General features: G+C 50.2%; 16 protein-coding genes and 2 tRNA genes. 8 read left to right on the top strand and 10 right to left on the bottom strand.

What is annotated here, in order from left to right:
- Window positions 1-23: 23 nt before the first annotated feature.
- Together B8987_RS05795 and B8987_RS05790 are read right to left on the bottom strand one after the other, a co-directional pair.
- Complete coding sequence (locus tag B8987_RS05795) at window positions 24-941, bottom strand: phosphotransferase (RefSeq protein ID WP_020375177.1); 918 nt, start codon at window positions 939-941, stop codon at window positions 24-26.
- Window positions 942-1291: 350 nt separating this feature from the next.
- The gene (locus B8987_RS05790) at window positions 1292-1972 is read right to left on the bottom strand and encodes a hypothetical protein (RefSeq protein WP_020375176.1); all 681 of its coding nucleotides are present in this window, start codon (window positions 1970-1972) and stop codon (window positions 1292-1294) included.
- A gap of 196 nt (window positions 1973-2168) precedes the next feature.
- Here B8987_RS05790 and B8987_RS05785 point away from each other — a divergent pair.
- Together B8987_RS05785 and B8987_RS05780 are read left to right on the top strand one after the other, a co-directional pair.
- Window positions 2169-2244: transfer RNA gene (locus tag B8987_RS05785), tRNA-Gly, on the top strand.
- Between the two features lie 57 nt (window positions 2245-2301).
- On the top strand, window positions 2302-2943 hold the full coding sequence (locus tag B8987_RS05780) for a class II aldolase/adducin family protein (RefSeq protein WP_020375175.1): 642 nt from the start codon (window positions 2302-2304) through the stop codon (window positions 2941-2943).
- On the opposite strand, the gene B8987_RS05775 is transcribed toward B8987_RS05780, so the two are convergent.
- Both B8987_RS05775 and B8987_RS05770 read right to left on the bottom strand, forming a co-directional pair.
- A complete protein-coding gene (locus B8987_RS05775) occupies window positions 2940-3170 on the bottom strand; it encodes a hypothetical protein (RefSeq protein WP_084660955.1) in 231 nt (76 codons plus the stop codon). The two genes, B8987_RS05780 and B8987_RS05775, sit on opposite strands and share 4 nt — an antisense overlap.
- A gap of 37 nt (window positions 3171-3207) precedes the next feature.
- A complete protein-coding gene (locus B8987_RS05770; RefSeq protein ID WP_176213264.1) occupies window positions 3208-4872 on the bottom strand; it encodes an IS1634 family transposase in 1665 nt (554 codons plus the stop codon).
- Window positions 4873-5351: 479 nt separating this feature from the next.
- Between B8987_RS05770 and B8987_RS05760 the strand changes: the two genes are divergently transcribed.
- From B8987_RS05760 to B8987_RS05745, 4 genes are all read left to right on the top strand, one after another.
- Window positions 5352-5747 (top strand): hypothetical protein, encoded by a 396-nt coding sequence (locus B8987_RS05760; RefSeq protein ID WP_020375172.1) that lies wholly within the window; start codon window positions 5352-5354, stop codon window positions 5745-5747.
- Window positions 5744-6481, top strand: a complete 738-nt coding sequence (locus B8987_RS05755) for a L,D-transpeptidase family protein (protein ID WP_020375171.1) — start codon at window positions 5744-5746, stop codon at window positions 6479-6481. The genes B8987_RS05760 and B8987_RS05755 overlap by 4 nt, the downstream gene beginning before the upstream one ends.
- Before the next feature lie 49 nt (window positions 6482-6530).
- Window positions 6531-6606 (top strand) — tRNA-Thr (locus tag B8987_RS05750).
- 28 nt (window positions 6607-6634) lie between these two features.
- Window positions 6635-7735, top strand: a complete 1101-nt coding sequence (locus tag B8987_RS05745; protein WP_084660953.1) for a glycerate kinase — start codon at window positions 6635-6637, stop codon at window positions 7733-7735.
- A 4-nt stretch (window positions 7736-7739) separates the two neighbouring features.
- Here B8987_RS05745 and B8987_RS05740 read toward each other — a convergent pair whose 3' ends face one another.
- From B8987_RS05740 to B8987_RS05730, 3 genes are all read right to left on the bottom strand, one after another.
- Window positions 7740-8714, bottom strand: coding sequence for an MBL fold metallo-hydrolase (locus B8987_RS05740; RefSeq protein WP_176213156.1), 975 nt, complete (start codon window positions 8712-8714; stop codon window positions 7740-7742).
- Between the two features lie 532 nt (window positions 8715-9246).
- On the bottom strand, window positions 9247-9855 hold the full coding sequence (locus tag B8987_RS05735) for an HAAS signaling domain-containing protein (RefSeq protein WP_020375168.1): 609 nt from the start codon (window positions 9853-9855) through the stop codon (window positions 9247-9249).
- Window positions 9833-10204: a PadR family transcriptional regulator gene (locus B8987_RS05730; RefSeq protein WP_020375167.1), complete on the bottom strand. Its 372-nt coding sequence runs from the start codon at window positions 10202-10204 to the stop codon at window positions 9833-9835. Before B8987_RS05730 ends, B8987_RS05735 begins: the two co-directional genes overlap by 23 nt.
- 227 nt (window positions 10205-10431) lie before the next feature.
- On the opposite strand from B8987_RS05730, the gene B8987_RS05725 reads away from it, so the two are divergent.
- Window positions 10432-11586, top strand: a complete 1155-nt coding sequence (locus B8987_RS05725) for a hypothetical protein (RefSeq protein WP_139793473.1) — start codon at window positions 10432-10434, stop codon at window positions 11584-11586.
- Between the two features lie 325 nt (window positions 11587-11911).
- Here B8987_RS05725 and B8987_RS05720 read toward each other — a convergent pair whose 3' ends face one another.
- The 3 genes from B8987_RS05720 to B8987_RS05710 all read right to left on the bottom strand — a co-directional run bounded on the left by B8987_RS05720 (window position 11912) and on the right by B8987_RS05710 (window position 14981).
- Window positions 11912-13093, bottom strand: coding sequence for an MFS transporter (locus B8987_RS05720; protein WP_020375165.1), 1182 nt, complete (start codon window positions 13091-13093; stop codon window positions 11912-11914).
- 554 nt (window positions 13094-13647) lie between these two features.
- Window positions 13648-14064 carry an MFS transporter gene (locus tag B8987_RS05715; RefSeq protein WP_020375164.1) on the bottom strand — a complete coding sequence of 139 codons (417 nt, stop codon included), beginning with the start codon at window positions 14062-14064 and terminating at the stop codon, window positions 13648-13650.
- A 104-nt stretch (window positions 14065-14168) separates the two neighbouring features.
- Window positions 14169-14981 carry an MFS transporter gene (locus B8987_RS05710; protein WP_176213154.1) on the bottom strand — a complete coding sequence of 271 codons (813 nt, stop codon included), beginning with the start codon at window positions 14979-14981 and terminating at the stop codon, window positions 14169-14171.
- 618 nt (window positions 14982-15599) lie between these two features.
- Between B8987_RS05710 and B8987_RS05705 the strand changes: the two genes are divergently transcribed.
- Window positions 15600-17012, top strand: a complete 1413-nt coding sequence (locus B8987_RS05705; RefSeq protein WP_051005442.1) for an FAD-binding oxidoreductase — start codon at window positions 15600-15602, stop codon at window positions 17010-17012.
- The last annotated feature ends 507 nt before the right edge of the window (window positions 17013-17519 follow it).

Raw genomic sequence — 17519 nt, 5'->3', positions numbered from 1 at the left:
CATTTATTGCCGTCTGGCATTCATTATGCACTGAAATCCGGTTGGTTTTGCGTCCATTCCTGGAAAAATTGGGGCCACCGCTCCCATTGACGGAAGGCGAGGAACCGATCTCCATGTCCGGCCAAGGCCAGTGCCAAATTGGAGGAAAGGCTCATGACCACCCGGGCGCGTAGTACCCACCAAAAAGTCTCGGGATCGTTTGACACGTCGTGGAGTTGTTGAGCATGAACAACGATCGGATGATCGATGCCTTCTAACAAGGCGGTATTGGCCACAAAGGTCGCCAAATCCCAAAATCGCGGCATCAGTGATACGTCTTCAAAGTCAATCCACCGGTAACCGTTGTGAGTCGGTAAGAGATTTCCCGGATGGGCATCGCCATGGGCGGGAAACAATGGTTCGTCTTTCATCCGTTGTTCAACGACCTCGACCTCCCTCAAGACGTTTTTCACACGCGGATTCCGTACAGCCAGAGGGCGAAGGTGTTCAACTGCTTCCCGTACGTGGATCCATGCCCCCCAGAACGGCAACGTCTCACGGAAAGACTCCATTGCCAGCGTCAATTTACGAACCATAGCAATGCCGTCTAAGCCGAGAGGAGGGCGTTTAACGGATTCCGCATAGTCCCACAGTGTCATCCAACTTCCTGCTACCTGGTGAGGACCCGGAGGAACCACGGAGGTAGGAGGGACTATAGGAATGTTATGCCGCATCAAATGCTCAGCAACTTGTAGTTCCCGGCGCCACACAGCACCCCAAAAATCTGCGTTGTCGCCGGCAAACAGGGTGGCGACGCGAGCGACGATGGGATACGGTCGCAACCACAAAATTAAGTTACCCGCATCTCTTAAGATGATGGGGTCATCAAGCCGCATGCTCCAGCCGGAGAATAATTTCTTCGTGTCGTCGACAACATGGCGGATCTGAGTAATCCGTTGCAAATGATGTTTGGCTCCTTTTCAGTCCTGCCCCGTAAACTGGTGGCACAGATGGTACACCAATTCATTAACACGGTCAGATTCAGAATACACAAAATTCATCGTGACGGGTGACTGAAAGAGCATTTTCCCATTTGTTTTGCCCTATGCCGACTCAATTCAATCCATCCTAAAACCTGAGGTGATTTTCTAATCAACCCCTCAGAATATCCAAATTCCCATGCTGTTTTAAGGGGGTCTTAGGATCACATCGAGGTAAAAGCGCGAAATTTTCTTTTAGTAATGGATAGTCAATAAAGCCGCGCTCGCTCAGATGGGCAAGGAGGGCGGCTTTAGAGGCTAACGGAGGAAGACTAGCGAATTTGTGAACGGGGAACGAAGTATACGGTTTGAGTATAGACATTCCCTAATATGGGATCATGAACGGGATGCCCGGCCTTTTGGTCGTACCACGGGTTCCAACCATATTTGGCAGGTACAGCCATGATGCCACCAACGACTTTTTCATGGCGACTTAGAATAATTCGCAAAGCGGGCCCATCAGGTCCCCAGATGGACCCCACTCCGGGTTGAAATTTTTTGATTTGAAAATAGGGAATCACATGAGACCCATTCACTTTCTTAAATTGATCAAAGCTTGTGAGATCTGAAGGAACATTAGCGGACATTGTGGGGGTAATCTGGCTCGGGGGCACAAACATCAGGTGTTGACTGTAGAAAGCCCGGCCTGCATTGTATTCTGTGGTTTTGGGGTCCATCCAACTATGATAGGGGAGCGTAGAGGGAAACGTTTGTTCCATTCCTACCACTTGATGATGATTATTAATCATTAACACTAAGGATGGAGCCAAACGTCCTTCATGAATCCCCATGCCCGGGACCCACATGCTCAATTTTTTATAATCCTTAACATCCGAATTGAGATGTTGAATGGTGGAAAACGACGGTAATTTACTCGAGGCCTGGGCATTGGCAACTTGAACAGGTAATACCGTAAGTAACGCAGCGGCACTAAAGACCTTAACGAATCCCATATTTTCAATCCTCCACATTTTCCAGGGTCACTCCGTGAGCAGAGTGTAATGGCTAAAGTATGTGTGAGGGCAAAAATTTTATACGGCTTGGATTCTCTAAGGGCGCTCGGCGAACTTAAGAAAACGATGATGTGAGAGCCGGGTTCTTGCGTGTCTTGATTTCACGCACGGAACGTGTTATCGTTAACACGTGAACGCGGAAGTAGTTCAGTTGGTAGAACGTCGGCTTCCCAAGCCGAAAGTCGCGGGTTCGAGTCCCGTCTTCCGCTCCATTAAATCTCGCCAAGATGGCGATCTATTTTTTATGATTTTCCTCATGGAGGCAGCACATGACTGCGGTAAATGATCTTATAACGTATGCCCACCGGATGATAACCGATCACCTCGCTTTTGGTACCACTGGCAATTTGAGTGTGCGTGAAAAAGACGTGTTGTGGATTACCCCATCCGGGGTGCCTTTTGAAGAGGTTGACAGGGATAATATCGTCGGAGTCGACATAGCGTCGGGCAACGTTATTGAAGGTCATGCCCGTCCCTCATCAGAACTGCCCTTACACCTGACGCTGTATGGAAGGCGGCCGGATATTGGCGCGATTGTGCATACCCATTCGGAATACGCCACCATTTTTGCTGCCTTAGGAGAGCCGATTGTGCCCATTCACTACCAAATGGCTTTATCCGCCTATCAAGTGAATTGTGCGGAATACGCTACATACGGGACTGAGCAACTGGCGCATAATGCCTTGGCGGCTTTGGGCCCTAACGACCGCGCTGTTTTGCTCAAGAACCATGGGTTAGTGGCAGTGGGTCCAAAGCTATCATCGGCTTATCAAACCGCTCTCGATGTGGAATGGATGGCGCGGTTATTGTTCCGGGCTCGCTGTGTTGGCAATCCTCGTGTATTGACTCCTGAGGAAGTTGACCACGTCCGCGAACAATTCCGCCACTACGGACAAAACCCCCAAGATTAAACGGTCCCGGAAATCTTCGTGCCTCTTTGAACCCAAGAGGCTATAATAAAGCCCATCGTTCCGTAGAATAATCCACCACTGATCATAACCACATAGGGCCACCATAAAAACAGCATTTCAAAACGGTAACACAATGCGCCCCAATTTCCGTAGCCGGCAAATAGAGGTAGTAAAGACGCAACGATGGGCTTAAGATGCCAGAAAATCTGCGTAATGCTCGCCCCCATCTCCTCTTCCGCACGTGATGGGTGAAAGCAGAGGAATTTATCCCGAGGGTCTCGATGGCACCTGCGTGTAAATCGTGTCTGTGAAACCCAAGGCGGCCAAAATGGCCGCTACCGGCTGGGTGTGAACCGCCGGGACAAAGAGTTGACGGGTCTGAGCATCGAGGGGCATGACAATGAGTCCACGCAGATGATGTAACACTTCCTGCCCGGTGGGCCGCGCCAATAGACCACGGGTTGGCGTGGGAAGGGGCGGGGCCTGCCGAGCCCGGCGTTCGATGAGGCTGAGCACCAATGCGGCGAGCAAGAGCACATAGCCTAAGGCCTCGACCCGTTCCGGCTTTTGCACATAGAGCGCATCCACAAAGGTCGGATCTTTTAAAAAGCGAAAGCGTTGTTCAATGACCGTCTGCCCTTTGTATTCTTCGAGCAATCGGCGGGCATCAAAAGGCGTGGAGGGCAGATTCGTGATGAGCACAAAGGTCGCTGCGCGGTCCTGTGCGGCCTGCACGCGTTGCGCATCGACCGCCCCGATGGTGGGACGGACCCGGTATACCGTGGTGGTGGCCGGATCGGGCGCATCGTGGCGAGGACGCCCGCGAGTCGCGCGTTGGGTGACTTGTGTTTCCGCGACGACCGTCGCTTCGACATGATGCCATTGCGCGGTAGCCTGCCAAGCGGCCACGGCCGCTTCGGCATCATGAGCACAGGCAAACACGGTCCCCGCGAGGCGAGTCGCTGCCCGGGTTAACTGATCATAGGCCCGGTCGATCTGGCGGGCGATGGTGTGAGCTTTTCGCTCAGCCAGATGATCGGAACGATAAACCACAAGGCGATAGGATCGACCCTCAATGTGGCCGGTCTGTTCTGCGGCCGCATAGGAAGTGGCATCGGTACGCTCCCCGATTTTGCCGAGGGGAACCCAGGCGTTGGCCGCCAAGGCGGCCGTTTTCGCCTCTTGCGCCGCCCGAAAGGTATCCGGACAACGCGAGAGAAAGCGGAGCGAACGATCAGCCATCGCCTTTAAGTTGGGGCCCGTGACGAGAGCGGAATCGGCCACATAGACGAGTTGTTGGAGTTGCTGGGGCGAAAAGTAATCGTCTAAGGCCGCAATCATCTCGGCATTGAGGGTTTTATCACTCAGATTCCCGTCTTGCACCGTGCCCACCACGGGAATGCCTTCCCGGGTCCCCAATAGCGTCAGAAGAATTTGGCGGAGATCGGGACGATGATCCTTGGAATGGCCATAGGTGGGATGCACTCCGCTTGCCGAGTCAGGGTCCGGATACGTGCCATAGACCGAGCGAGTCGTACTATCCCAGTGGACAAACACCGGATGATCGGGCGTCCACACGTGGTCGTGCACGAGGGCTCGCGTTGCGACGGCACTGAAAACGGTGGCACCGCCGGCCGCGGCGACTTTGTCCAAAGCGCGTCCGAGCGCATCATCGGTAAAATCGGCCGCGGTGCGGCCGGATCCAAATAATAAGGGCACATCGGTCAACTGAAATTGCTCGTGAACGCGATACAGCGGTTGACGAGCGGTGAGCAAATTGACGATAAGCGCGAAAATCCGTTCACCGGGCGACAGATGGCAACGCTGCGCATCCCACGCCACGGTCTGATTCACGGCCTCGACTAATCCGATTTCCTCACAGAGGGCCCGGATGACCGGTCCGGCTCCCACAACGAGCGGTGTAGGCATTGGTGTGTTCATAAGAGATTACTTCGCCATGCAAGGCACTATCTCCTTTGCGATCAGCCCCAAAAAAATAATTTTTTTGTTCTCACCACGTGCGGAAGGTAAGCCCCATCATTCCCGAAAACATTCCGACTCAGAACGTACAGGTGCGATCTGGGCGAAAAGTCGCCACGACAAAAAGTAAACGGGCCATCAAAAGGCATGAAGTGATGTGCAAGATACGGACAAGTTGACTCTGGGCGCCTAGAGCCCAAAACAGGGTCGGAGTGGATAAAATTACGCTTCCTATGACAATCATGACCGTAAGGGGTGTGGGCACATTGCATTACCCTCCATTATTCTTCGTCTAGGCGAACCGACATCTTATGCGATATGCTCACCGTCTTAAAGTTATGCCTGGCGTTCTTGTCTTTTATATCGTTTTGAGACTTCCTGTCATAGACAAAGCCTTGGCGACATAGGGTGAATCGAGGTGGCTTGTCATGATACGGAAAGTAGCGATAATCGTATCCTCGTTTTTGATGGTCTTGGGCTTAGTTATCCTGAGTTGGGGATTTCGGGACTTGCCCATTGATGAACGACCGGAGTGGATGGCCTGGCAAATGGTGTTATGGCCTGTCATTGTGCTCGGTTTGGCTGAAGTGAGTCGTCTTGTAGGATATGTGAAGAAGGGATTGAGCGTACGCGCTGACCGCTTCAAAATCATTACGCATGGGCTTCCGGCTTTAGTCGTTGCGATGGCGCCTGCCGGAACTTTCACCAATCTATTTGGACCACAAAGTCTATGGTCCTTACTGGATTTTCCCACGGCCAAGGTGATGGCAGCGGTATGGCTAGCCTTTACCTTGTGGACAGCGTGGGAGGTGGACACGCCATGAAAGTTACAGGCAGGTCGTCTTTTAGGTGGCCGTGGTTTTTAATCCTGACGGGGATATTGCTGGTGGGCATTTATGGGGGCCTTATTTGGAGCATGCCGCACCGCGCCGTGAAGGCTGCCGCGGAGAAGGTGCCCACGAAAATCGTGATTAATGTGGTTCAACGGAAATTATATCTTTACCGCAATAACAAATTGTTTAACGTCTACCCCGTCGCTGTCGGTAAGCCGGAAACGCCCAGTCCCCGCGGCGAATTTGTGGTGACCCAAAAAGCGATTTGGGGAGACGGATTTGGTACTCGTTGGATACGGTTTTCGGCACCGTGGGGCATTTACGGGATTCACGGCACGAATAAACCCTGGTCGGTCGGAACGGTGGCATCTCACGGATGTTTTCGGATGTATAATCATGATGTTGAGCAAGTCTATGCATTGATTAGTTTAGGAACTCCGGTGATTGTGGAAGGTATTACACCCTATGTCAAAATTCGCCGTGCCATAAATCCCGGTCAAATTGGGCAAGATGTTGTTGAGCTTCAGCGCTTATTGCGGCTGGCTAAGGTGTATTCCGGATCCTTGAGTGGAGTCTATACTCCTGAGGTGAAAAAGGCCATCGAACGTTTTCAAGTCATGGTCCATTTGCCAGTTACCGGAGTGGCGTCACTCGAAACAACACAAAAACTTTTAGAGTATACCAACCAGGCGGGTGAAAAGCCGGGGTATTTATCACGGGAATAAATTGCGAGTTGTCAAATGCAATAAATCCGTGTATAATGCCCTATGGATCGCTAACGTAGCTCAGTTGGTAGAGCAACGGTTTCGTAAACCGTAGGTCGTGGGTTCGAGTCCCACCGCTAGCTCCATTGTATTTTGCGCACAACGGAGTCTAACATGGACATCTTAATTGCCCCAACAAGGTTTTTGCCGAATGTCGGGTCCCAAGCGGTAGCGGATGCCTTAGAACGGGGAATTCGCCAATGTCGTTGTGCATCCCGGGTGATTGTGCGTCCGGTGCCCGAAGGTGGACGTGGTACGATTGACATCGTAGTTCGTGCGCTTTCGGGACGGATTCGCCGCTCACACACATGGAATGCTGCGGGGCGTGAAGTGGATAGCCGCTGGGCGCTATTACCTGATGGTAGCGCCATGATTGATGCGGCTGAAATACTGGGAGCCAGTGAAATCCAAGACGTGATGCGGGCAAGTTCTTGGGGATTAGGCCCGTTGATTATGGATGTGATGCGCTATCATCCTCGCCAAATCATCATTACACTAGGCGACGTGATGGTGCATGATGGGGGCATGGGCTTACTCGAGTACTTTGGGTTACGCTTTGTCGATGAACAGGGTGCTGATGTTCCCCGGGGATTACGAGGGTTAGAACGAGTCCATCACATTACACAAACCGAATTGCATATTCCTCCTGTTCCCCTGGTGATGTTATATCTGCGGGCCTTACCGTTAACAGGTAAAGAGGGCGTGACATTTACCGATGGCAGTGTCAAAGGATTATCCCCGTATCAATTACCCGTTATCGATATGCAGATGCAGCATTATGCACAGCTGCTGGAAGAATTCTTTTCGACCCCCTTATTGGATCAGTCCGGCGCTGGCGAAGGGGGCGGACTCGGATTAGCACTTCTCGGAATGGGTGCTCAAAGTAGAGCCGCTGCCGACTATTTGCTAGATCTTTTACATTTAGATACGTACTGGGCTAATGTGCAGTGGGTATTAACAGCCCAAATGACGCTTGACAAGACCCAAAATCTCAGTTTGGTTGCGACTTTATCGAGGCGCTTAGCCCCTTTGGCCGTACCCTTAGTCGCTATTGTTGAACGGTTGGGCGATCAGTATATGCAATTTTATAATCAAGCATTAAAAGGCATCTATCCCTTAGTCGATAAACCCCGCAGTGCCCGTGAAGTAGAACGGATGCGCATCCACTTGCTCGAACAAGCGGCTTTTCGCATTGCCATGTGGATGGCCTCTTAAACAACTAGCGTACGGCCAAATATAGGCCATGGGTCTTGGCATCTTCAAACATAATCTGGTGGCGTCGTCGCAAATATTCTAAATGGGCCAAGGTTTCACTGACAGCGAATCGCCACTGGAAGCGTGTCAGCGGCCGGGTAAAGAGACGCTGGGCGACCTCAAAAGCGGTTTGCGGCGTGGTCAACAATTCGACGATGCGCCTGGCTCTGTCCTCATGATGGGCTAAGAGTTCCTGAATGCGCTGGGGAACATCCTCTATGAGTGCTTCATGGGCAGCGAGTCCCAAGCTGACCGGTAAGGCGTCGAGTTGTTGAAGGGATTGTAAATAGGAGGCGAGTGGATCAGGATCAGCATCTGGCCAATAGCTAATATTGGGCGTAATGCGTGATAGCACTTGATCGCCTGTAAACAACAGCTTGCGTTCGGGCCAATACAATAACAATTGATGATCGGTATGTCCGGCTTGGTCAAGTAACTGGAAAGGGCCCCAGGTTTGAGCGGGATCAAGGGGTTGAATCGGGGGATTATGGGGTAACTTTACCACCCACCGAGTTAGCCACCGTTCTTGATCTAGATATTCAGCCAGATCCCCAGGCATACCGTGGTAGGTGAAAAACGGCGTGAGAGGGGCCGGCGATTGGTCGAAAACTTGATAAACGGTTTGCAGTTCCTTTTCCCACATAAAAATGGGGGTATCCCACGACTGACTAGCAAACTGGGCTAAACCAACATGGTCGGGATGAAAGTGGGTGATAAAGACGGCTTTGACGCGCCCGGGTTTGAGGCCAAGATATTGACTCGCGTTCTTCCATGCCTGTTGGGCCTCTTCCGTATCCATGCCTAAATCGAGAATGAGATATTCAGAACCTAGGGTGATGGCATAACTATAGACATATTTTAAGGGCAAGGGTACGGGAATCGGAATGCGAAAGACGCCTTCTACCGGTTCCGTTATTTGTTCCATGTTGGTATTATCCATAAGGCGCTTCCTCCTCTTCCTTATTACCCTACTTGAAAAATTTGAACAACGCAAGTATTTCGGATCCATTGCAACCATCATTATCAATAAGTGCGGGATGCAGATAACGGAAACGATTTTTAAATGCTCTTCCTCGTCAACGCGTCAAGGCGAAGCCAAGGGACGCTTCATTTCGGCATGTGTGAAGAGGGAATATGCACCATGGCAGCACAAGGATCTTTCACTGGGGCTAGAGTCAGGAAATTTGTTAACCTCAAGCAATTCACCTGAACCATCATTTGACCGAGCATCAAGCCCTACGACAACGCGAGGCGTCGTCTCATGCTAAGATTGGCATTTGCGTAATGACGGTGGGGAGATACAGTATGGAGCGTTTCAGAGTACACATCGCGAAAAATAAGGCGGCACGAAAGGGAATCTTTTTGTCTCTTAGGGAATATTGTCCTTACGATGGAGAAACGCAAGATATCAAGACATAGCGAGGGATTCATTGAAACTCGCAGAGGCACGGAGACTGATTCGTGAGTAGGGTTTATGTCAAAATGCTTTGACGAGAAATCTTCATTAAACGCATTGTGACCCAAATGGGCGCGAATATTTCAAGAATCAAAAACGGAATGCCTATCACTAGGGGAAGATGAAATCCCGAGGTGCTGGTCACACAATGAACGGTCCCGTTGGGTAAACCGGCACATGATTGGGTGGTGGCACCAGCTGGTAATGCTAGCTCTACGAAAACGGTCGCAAGACCTCCAGGCCAAATCAGTGTGCCCAGGATTTTATCACGTGTTCGCCAAGTAGGCGATCGCCACAGGAGGATCAACCCGGTAACCCATCCGATCAAAAATAAAAATCCGCCAAACAATAAGAGCCAGGGCACCCACTGGTCAAAGCCATTGGAAGAGCGAGAGGAGGGGAGCATAGCTTCGTGGCGAATCATTTCAGGATCGCCTAGATTCTCGAGGATTTGGCGAATGCTTACTTCGTTTTCCTCAGGGAGTTGCATGCGTGCGCTGCGAATGTGTTCAGCAATATCCTCTAAAATTTGTTGTCGCCGAGACGGAGGTAAATCTTTCAGCGCGCGCCTCATTTGGTCCATATATTGCTGAATAAGTTGATCATTTTGGTTCGTGGTGGTCATGGTGTTCCTCCTGGGTTTCACCGAGAAAATGGTCAACAGCTTCTTTGAACTGTTGCCATTGGTTGCGAAATTGCTGTAAAGATTCCTTTCCGGCTACTGTCAAAACATAATAACGCCGCGGGGGACCTTCTGGCGATTCACGCCATAGAGTTTCCACTAATCCATCTCGCCGGAGACGACCTAATAAGGGATAGATAGTTCCTTCACTGGCAATCAGATTGGCCGCTGACAGTGTTTTAGCCAACTCAAAACCATATCTTTCGTGCTGTTGTAGCAGGGCTAACACGCACCATTCAACAACCCCACGCCGCAATTGTCCTAATCCCCATGGATCGTCTTTTTCTATCATATTCTACATGGTACCATGCGAAACAAGATACCAGCAAGAGTGGTTAGGGATACATTAGGAATTCAAAAGCTATAGATCCCCTTTCTTTTTGGTTTCAAAGGGGGAGGGAGTGGATATTTTAGAGAAATACGGTCACTAAAGGGTTCACTGCTGTAACCTGATGGGTTCTAAGGACGTTATTAGGGATAGGTATTTCGGTTTCAGGCTGCGCATTTTTAGGAGGCGACATGGTGAGGCATCAGCTTCGACTTATGGGTATCACCGGGATTTTGGTCGGGTTGTTAGCAGGGTGTGGAATGAGCTTGTCTACATCCGGTGTATCACCCAAAAGTCATGGGTCGCCCTTGCCGAGCGCCCAATCACCGGTTGCGCCCTCCAGTTCCATTCCAACTCCTTCGAGCCCGGCAGCCAAGAAGACGTCGTCGTCCGGCAATTATACGGATCAGGCGCCGATCATTGTTGGGACACCCGGTGCCATCGCAAGCAATGAGGCATGGCCGATAAGGGGAAGTCAGATATCACACACGGGAACATCTTTTTCAACCGAACAGTTTACGCGACAAGGATTTGTCATTGACGGCGTGCATTGGCTTTGGCCCCAAGGCGATACGCATCCGAACGATTACCTGGTTGTTCCTACTGTTATATCCGGTCGGCCCTATCTTATCTGGGCTCATTTGGGCCATTATACGGGAAATGGCGTTTCGCGATATCCTGAGGCTCCGGCTCAACTGTGGATGACGCCGTGGCGCTCTCAGGGCGGGTTATTGTCGAGAGGGGCTCAGTTATTGACGAGCGACATTCCTCCCATTTGGAGTACGACGGGTCAATCGATCTTTGCCAAGAGAATGAATGTGGCGAGTATGGCGGAGACGGCGTGGATAAAGTGGTTTCATTGGGGTCTGGTATCTCATCCTTACAACCCAGGTCCTGTTCGAGAGGGTCAATTCCCTACTGTCGCGTGGCCTGAAACTCTCTATCCAGCATATAACGGGATCATCTTGGTCATTGAGACGCATCTGTTCAATGCGGCTCAAGGAGTCGCGTTTAACGTCTATTATCTCAATCTCCAACAGAGAACCATTACGGGACTCGCCAGTCTTAGTAATGGGGGAGGTCTGTTCATGGGGGTTGCCGTGTGGAATGGTCTTGTTTTAGATGGGGAGGCGAGTTTGGGTGTCAATGGAAAGATCTCTGCCAGTGTGGTGACATACAACGAAGTCACCGGACAACGGACGATGTTGCCATCGTCGGCGACTATCCCGAATTTTTATGGATATGAATTGGTCGGGCAAAACATCCTCAACAATAACGGGGATAAGGTCACTAAAGTTTCTATTCCGCTGCCGATTCTTTACAGTCCGTCATCTCAAGCATTTTGATTCGTTAACAGGTGATACAGCCCTCGCGGGGGTTTTTCTGCAGTAAGGGATTCGCGTTTTTGATTGTTAGTAGCGCAATCGGTTTCCCTTACAAAAGCCCAGGTGACGGGATTGTCTGCAGTGGCTTATGCACCACGATCTTTTATGTAACGGGGTCTCAAAATTTTGCCCGTTAATTCATCGTCGTTCCCCACAATGCCGGATCGTCACTGACTATGCCATCAGCGCATCTGGGAGTCACGAAGGGATTAGTAAGTTTTAAATATGTTATCTCAGTGTCACTGATGTAACGGCACCAGCCAATTTAAAAGTTGGGGATTACATCCTACCTCCGTCTTTGGATAGAGTCGGTACGAGAGCTATCAGATATTGGTAGACATTGTTTCTCTTTTGCGCTGACAGCCGATCCAATCAGGATAATCACGCCACTGAGTATGGGTAAAATATCAGCTTGCCATTCCTGGATGACGAAACTCCCCATAGCGGAACCCAGAGCAATGCCGATATATAAGGCGCTATTATTCCACGCCAAAATGGTGGTTCGATGTCCGGGATAATCGTGAGATAACTTGGATTGATAGGATGGAAAAAATGCATATCCCATGAGGGCGTAGAGAAACAAATTAACGATGAGCAAAATGGGGATGAACAAACTGAACGGGATAACAAGAAGGGTTGCACCAAGGAGTATGAGACTTGTGGTCGCGATCCGGCGTGCTCCGAACCGGTCAGCGAATTTACCCCCACTCAAACTTCCACTGACTGCGCCGAGTCCGTAGGCTACCAAGGCCATCGCCAATTGGGATGCGCTATAATGATAAAGGTGCAATATGACTCCTAGATACGTATAAAAACCGTAAACTCCGGCTCCCCAAAAAACCGTTGGTCCCACGGCAGTGATTAGTTGGCACCATTCTACCGTCGATCGAGACGAAGATGCCGATACTTGATGCGGCCAAGCCCGTTCATTGAGAAATGCTAACGCCAAAGCCGAACCGCTGAGAATCCCAAACACACTCGGCCATCCCCAGCGCTGAGCGAGTAACGTTCCCACGGGTGCCCCAATCCATAAAGCTGTTAACAAGCCCGAACCCACAATGGCGAGCCATGATCCCCGGCGACCCTCAGGGGCAGTGTCCCCGGCGATGGCATACACAGAGGGAGTTACGGCTGCCGCAGCTAAGCCAGCAAACGCTCGACTCACGAGCAACAAAATGAAAGACGAGGCTATACTAGTCAAAAAATTCGCTGTGGAAAAAAGAAGCAATCCCCCGACTATGATACGTCTTCGTCCTAGTATGTCAGATAGCGCACCGATTTTAGGAGCTGCAATCACATAGATAACGGCAAAGATAGTGACCATCCATCCGGCTGCCGCGGGGCTGATCCGGATAGTTCTTGCAATCAGAGACAAAAGAGGAGAGATGACGAATAAATCCGTTCCGATAACAAACAATGTGAACCATCCGGTCATTAAGCGAGAGCGTTCCGTGTTTTTATATTGCACTACCATACCTCCCATGTCATTTCGCTACGATGACAATGGCTTCAAATTTCTTTTCAAAACACACCAAAGCATTTATAATCGTGCGCCCACATGACTCCAAAATCGTAATCTTATTCTAGGTGGTCATCCATCTTTCCTTTTTGCGTAGGTCAATCAAGTGAACTAATAATGTCGGCCTAATCCTCTGCGATGCATGGCGTGACGGTGAGGCAATTACCTTACCAAGTGCGCGTTGTGAATCGCGCAGCATAAATGTTAAGGGAAAGGCGCTTGGATAATGCATCTATGGCCTTGAGGATCCAATGCCTAACGCCCGTGGAAAATGCTTTTGCGCAATACTGCGGACAGCGATAATGTACTTCTTTCAAGGTATGAGACGCATTCAGCAGAGGCATTTTGCAACTTTTTTGTGCCCATGCCATTGATACAAGTCTAAATTCGCTCCCGATAATTATGCGACGTAATGACCAGCGCGACGTTACTCTCCAATCATGCGGCGGACTAATTTGGCAGCGCAGTGCGTTACTTGACGTCAGTTTTGATTTTCGCGAGAGCTATTTTGTAGACATCGGGTGTGTATTCTGAGATGTTTTCCGTCGATTACCAAGGAGTACCATGGTTCCCATTAAGAACAATGCCAAGCCTATTGTCCCATACACGCTGACCCATTGTCCGTGTGCCATTAACCAACCAGCCAAGGGAAACAGGATTATCATTCCCAAACTGAAACCTGTTCCTGGCAACGACAAGATAGTGGCGCGATATTTCTCTGGCGCCTTCTCGTTCAACTCCGCTGCATAGATTGGATCAATTATCCCATCGACACCATTACCCAGCAAGTATCCTGACACCACTTTTGTTACCGGTAAGACGCCAAAGCCCACCAGTGCCAAACCGTAGACGGTTAATCCCAAACCAAAACGTTGACGACGATGGCGATAAGCTAGGTGCCCGCCAATGATATTGCCCACTGCCGCGATTCCTGTGGCTACCCCCCCGCCGCCTGGTATTCGCCCCTCCCGGCACCGGACCCCGATTGACGGGAAGAAAACCCGTGGAGATGTTGGCCAGGGATTCAGGTCAGACCCGACAGACAGCCCTTCGGGCTGGGCCTCCCGTTTGGCGGCGGGCCAATAAGCGGCCCCCGCCAAACGGGAGGGTAAAGTCCCCTATGATAACCAAAAGGGAAGGAGGCCAGTCTCACACTTTGGGGGTCAAAAATCTGTCTTGACAGAGGGGTCCACCTTAACGTCACATCCTGACTCGTAATACGGCCGGCCTGCTGTATCGCTGTCAAAACACGGGTTTCGGATTTCGGCTCCTTAGGTTCAGGCTCCGGTATACTCAGAATTGGTATCACCGCTATGAGATTCGTCGCTGGTGTGAGCAGATAAGGATATATCCAGCCACCATGACTCACAAGAAACCCTCCTGCAGTAATCGCGATAGCTGTCGCGCTTAAGGACAGTGCAGTCAAACGACCATAGATCCGCGCGTAGCTCAGTGGTTGCGATTGGGTCAATCCATAAAGCAATGCCTGATCAGCACCGCCAATAAATGTCCAACTGAGTGCTCCAAGAGATATGCTAAACACCCCGAAAACAACACTGAGCGGTGCAAATACGAACGTCATCACGGGAGCCGTGGTCCAAATTAGCAAACCAAGCACGAGACTCTGACGTCGACCGAACCGATCGGCAAAAGCTCCGGTCGGTACATCAGACAGCAGCGACACCAGATGAAATCCTGCTTCCGCCATACCAATTTGAAATAAGGACCAGTGGCAGTGGACCAAGTAGAGAATCCACAGGCCATTAGTCGCATCGAAAGACCAGAGACCGGTAAAGAAGTAAAACGCGATCAACGCATTATTTGGCTTTTGGGCCACGATCAGTCTCCCCCCAAAAGAAAGAATCTCGGGTTGAGGTCGCCCGAGATTCCGATGAGGAGCTATCGCATATGGATGCGAGGAGGCCTCCCGTGGCGGTCCGACGAGCCTAAACCCGGAAAAGGACACTCTATCCCGTTACCAGGCTCTAGGACATGTCCTTGGTCATAAGGAAAGGAAATATTTCCCATCAATATCACCATGTCATAGGCCTCCTTTCGATTAAATCTTACATCAAGTATATCAAACTATTTCTTGATCTTTGTGCAAAAAGGGCCAAGATTACTGCGTGCCGCGATTCGCCTCTTGGCTTACGCTGAGTCGGTCGGCTTTCGTAAAGACTCGTAGGCAGCGTTCGTTGAGCGAAATCTTTTTGACGGTGAGATGTCGCGGTGTTGATTCCTGTCAGGAAACTGAAGAGTAGGCACCTTTTCAATTGAGACTCTTTGGATATGTCTGGAGATATTATCCTATATCAGATCGAAACTTCTATAGAAAAACCGTCCAAATACAGCCCCCTCATAAGACACCTAAAAGATTTTATTAATGGACAATCAGAATGTGGTGGCCAGTAATCTGTATTTCCATATCATGGATCACAAAAAGGATGTGATCTCTATGGGAGGTGTATCGACTTTAACGGGTCTAGTGCTGAATATGCACAGTCCTGGTTACGATGATGCACGTCAAGACTATAACCGGCGATTTCCGCCATTTACCCCCCGGTATATAAATTTTTGTCAGGACGAAGATGATGTACAACGAGCCGTAAAATGGGCCATCGATCACCAAATTCCCATCCGCACCCGCAGCGGCCGTCACAGTTATGAAGCCTATTCGTTGGTTGATGGTGGCCTCATTATTGATGTTAGTCAAATCGATGCGGTGGTTTTGGATCAGCAAACCGGAATTGCAAAGATAGGGGCTGGCGTTCCATTATTGAAAGTCTATCAAGAACTGTGGAATCAAGGCAGAGTCACAATTCCAGCGGGGACTTGCCCGACTGTCGGTATTGCGGGTCTGACGTTGGGTGGTGGATTTGGTTTGACTAGTCGACTGTTTGGATTGACCTGCGATAATGTTATGGGATTGGATATGGTGCTGGCGGATGGACAAGTGCGGCATGTCGACGACCAAAACCATCCAGATTTAATGTGGGCCTGTCGTGGTGGCGGAGGTGGAAACTTCGGGATTGTTACCCATTTTTATTTTAAAACCCATAAAGTCGCCGATGTCACCATCTTTTATTTACAGTGGCCATGGGCTGAACTTCCCAGGGTGGTTAAGGCATTTCAAAACTGGGCCGAGCCCGAAAAGCTTGATTTTCGTTGTGTGCCGCTGCTGAAACTGACATCAAAAGAGGTAGGTCAGGTTGTCGTAGTCGGGCAGTTTACCGGTCCTCAAGAAGCGTTTGCTCCAGTTCTTTCTCCGCTGATTGCAGAAGTCACTCCGGTCGACATCATTATCCGTACGGTTCCCTTCATAGAAGCCGTCTATTATTTTGGGGGAGTTAAACCGGATATGCCACAATTTTTAGCTCATGGATCTGAAATAACCAAGTTTAAAAATACGTCGGCGTTCCAATATCAACCCTTTAGCGATGACGCCTTAAAGGTTATCGTCGATCATCTCTCACAGACTCCGGGTCCTGCGACTCTGGTGCAATTTGATGGATACGGCGGAGCTGTCAGTTTGATTTCCAATCATGGCACTGCCGATCCGCATCGACGGGGAGTACGGGCTAGTGTGCAATATCAGGCCTATTGGACCGAGGATAGTCAAGCAGAGGCGCACATCAATTGGGTTGAGTCATTTCGGCAGGCGATGCTGCCTTATACCCGAGGAGCATATGTGAATTATTGCGATGCCAATATTGTGGATTGGCCCAGGGCCTACTACGATGACAATATTGCTCGGTTAATGGACGTCAAGCAACACTACGACCCGTTAAATGTTTTCGATTATCCGCAAGGGATCGGCCGCATTCCACAAGCCCTGAAGTTTTTAGGGGGACCGACTCCAAAATCTTGAAGGAAAACGCTACAGATGGGTCTGAAACTCATGAAGAACGTTTCCGTATCTTGGATCACCTTGTTGATACTCCTTAATAATATTTGGTTACGGTCATCACGCCGGTTGGAGTACAGTCAATCGTAGTTAGCTGAAGTCGAACCGGATGGTCGATTACTCTTAATTATTCTTATTTAGGATGCTCCGTAGTGACGACGAATGTATCGTATCCGGTTGAGAAACCAGAGTTGCCAAGTTGCTTGCACTACAACTCCAAGGGCCATTATTCCGAGACTCCATACGGTTCTTACGGGTACTTGGTGATGGAATAGCCAAAGACCGTTGATGACGACAACTAGTGCCAGGGACGCGCTCCATTGAATGGTCCGGTAGAGCCATCGTTCAAGACGTTTCGTGGCCTCCAAGACAGGCTGTCGGGCATGACGTAAGGCATCGGGACTTCCCGTTCGCAGCAGCCGACGAATAAGCTCTGGCTAAGACTGAGGAATCGAAGGCGATCTAAGTATT

The organism is Sulfobacillus thermosulfidooxidans DSM 9293 (genome assembly GCF_900176145.1).
GTDB classification, from domain to species: Bacteria; Bacillota; Sulfobacillia; order Sulfobacillales; family Sulfobacillaceae; genus Sulfobacillus; species Sulfobacillus thermosulfidooxidans.
Note: the sequence above shows the minus strand (reverse complement) of the source record. Positions and strands in the feature narration are given on the sequence as shown.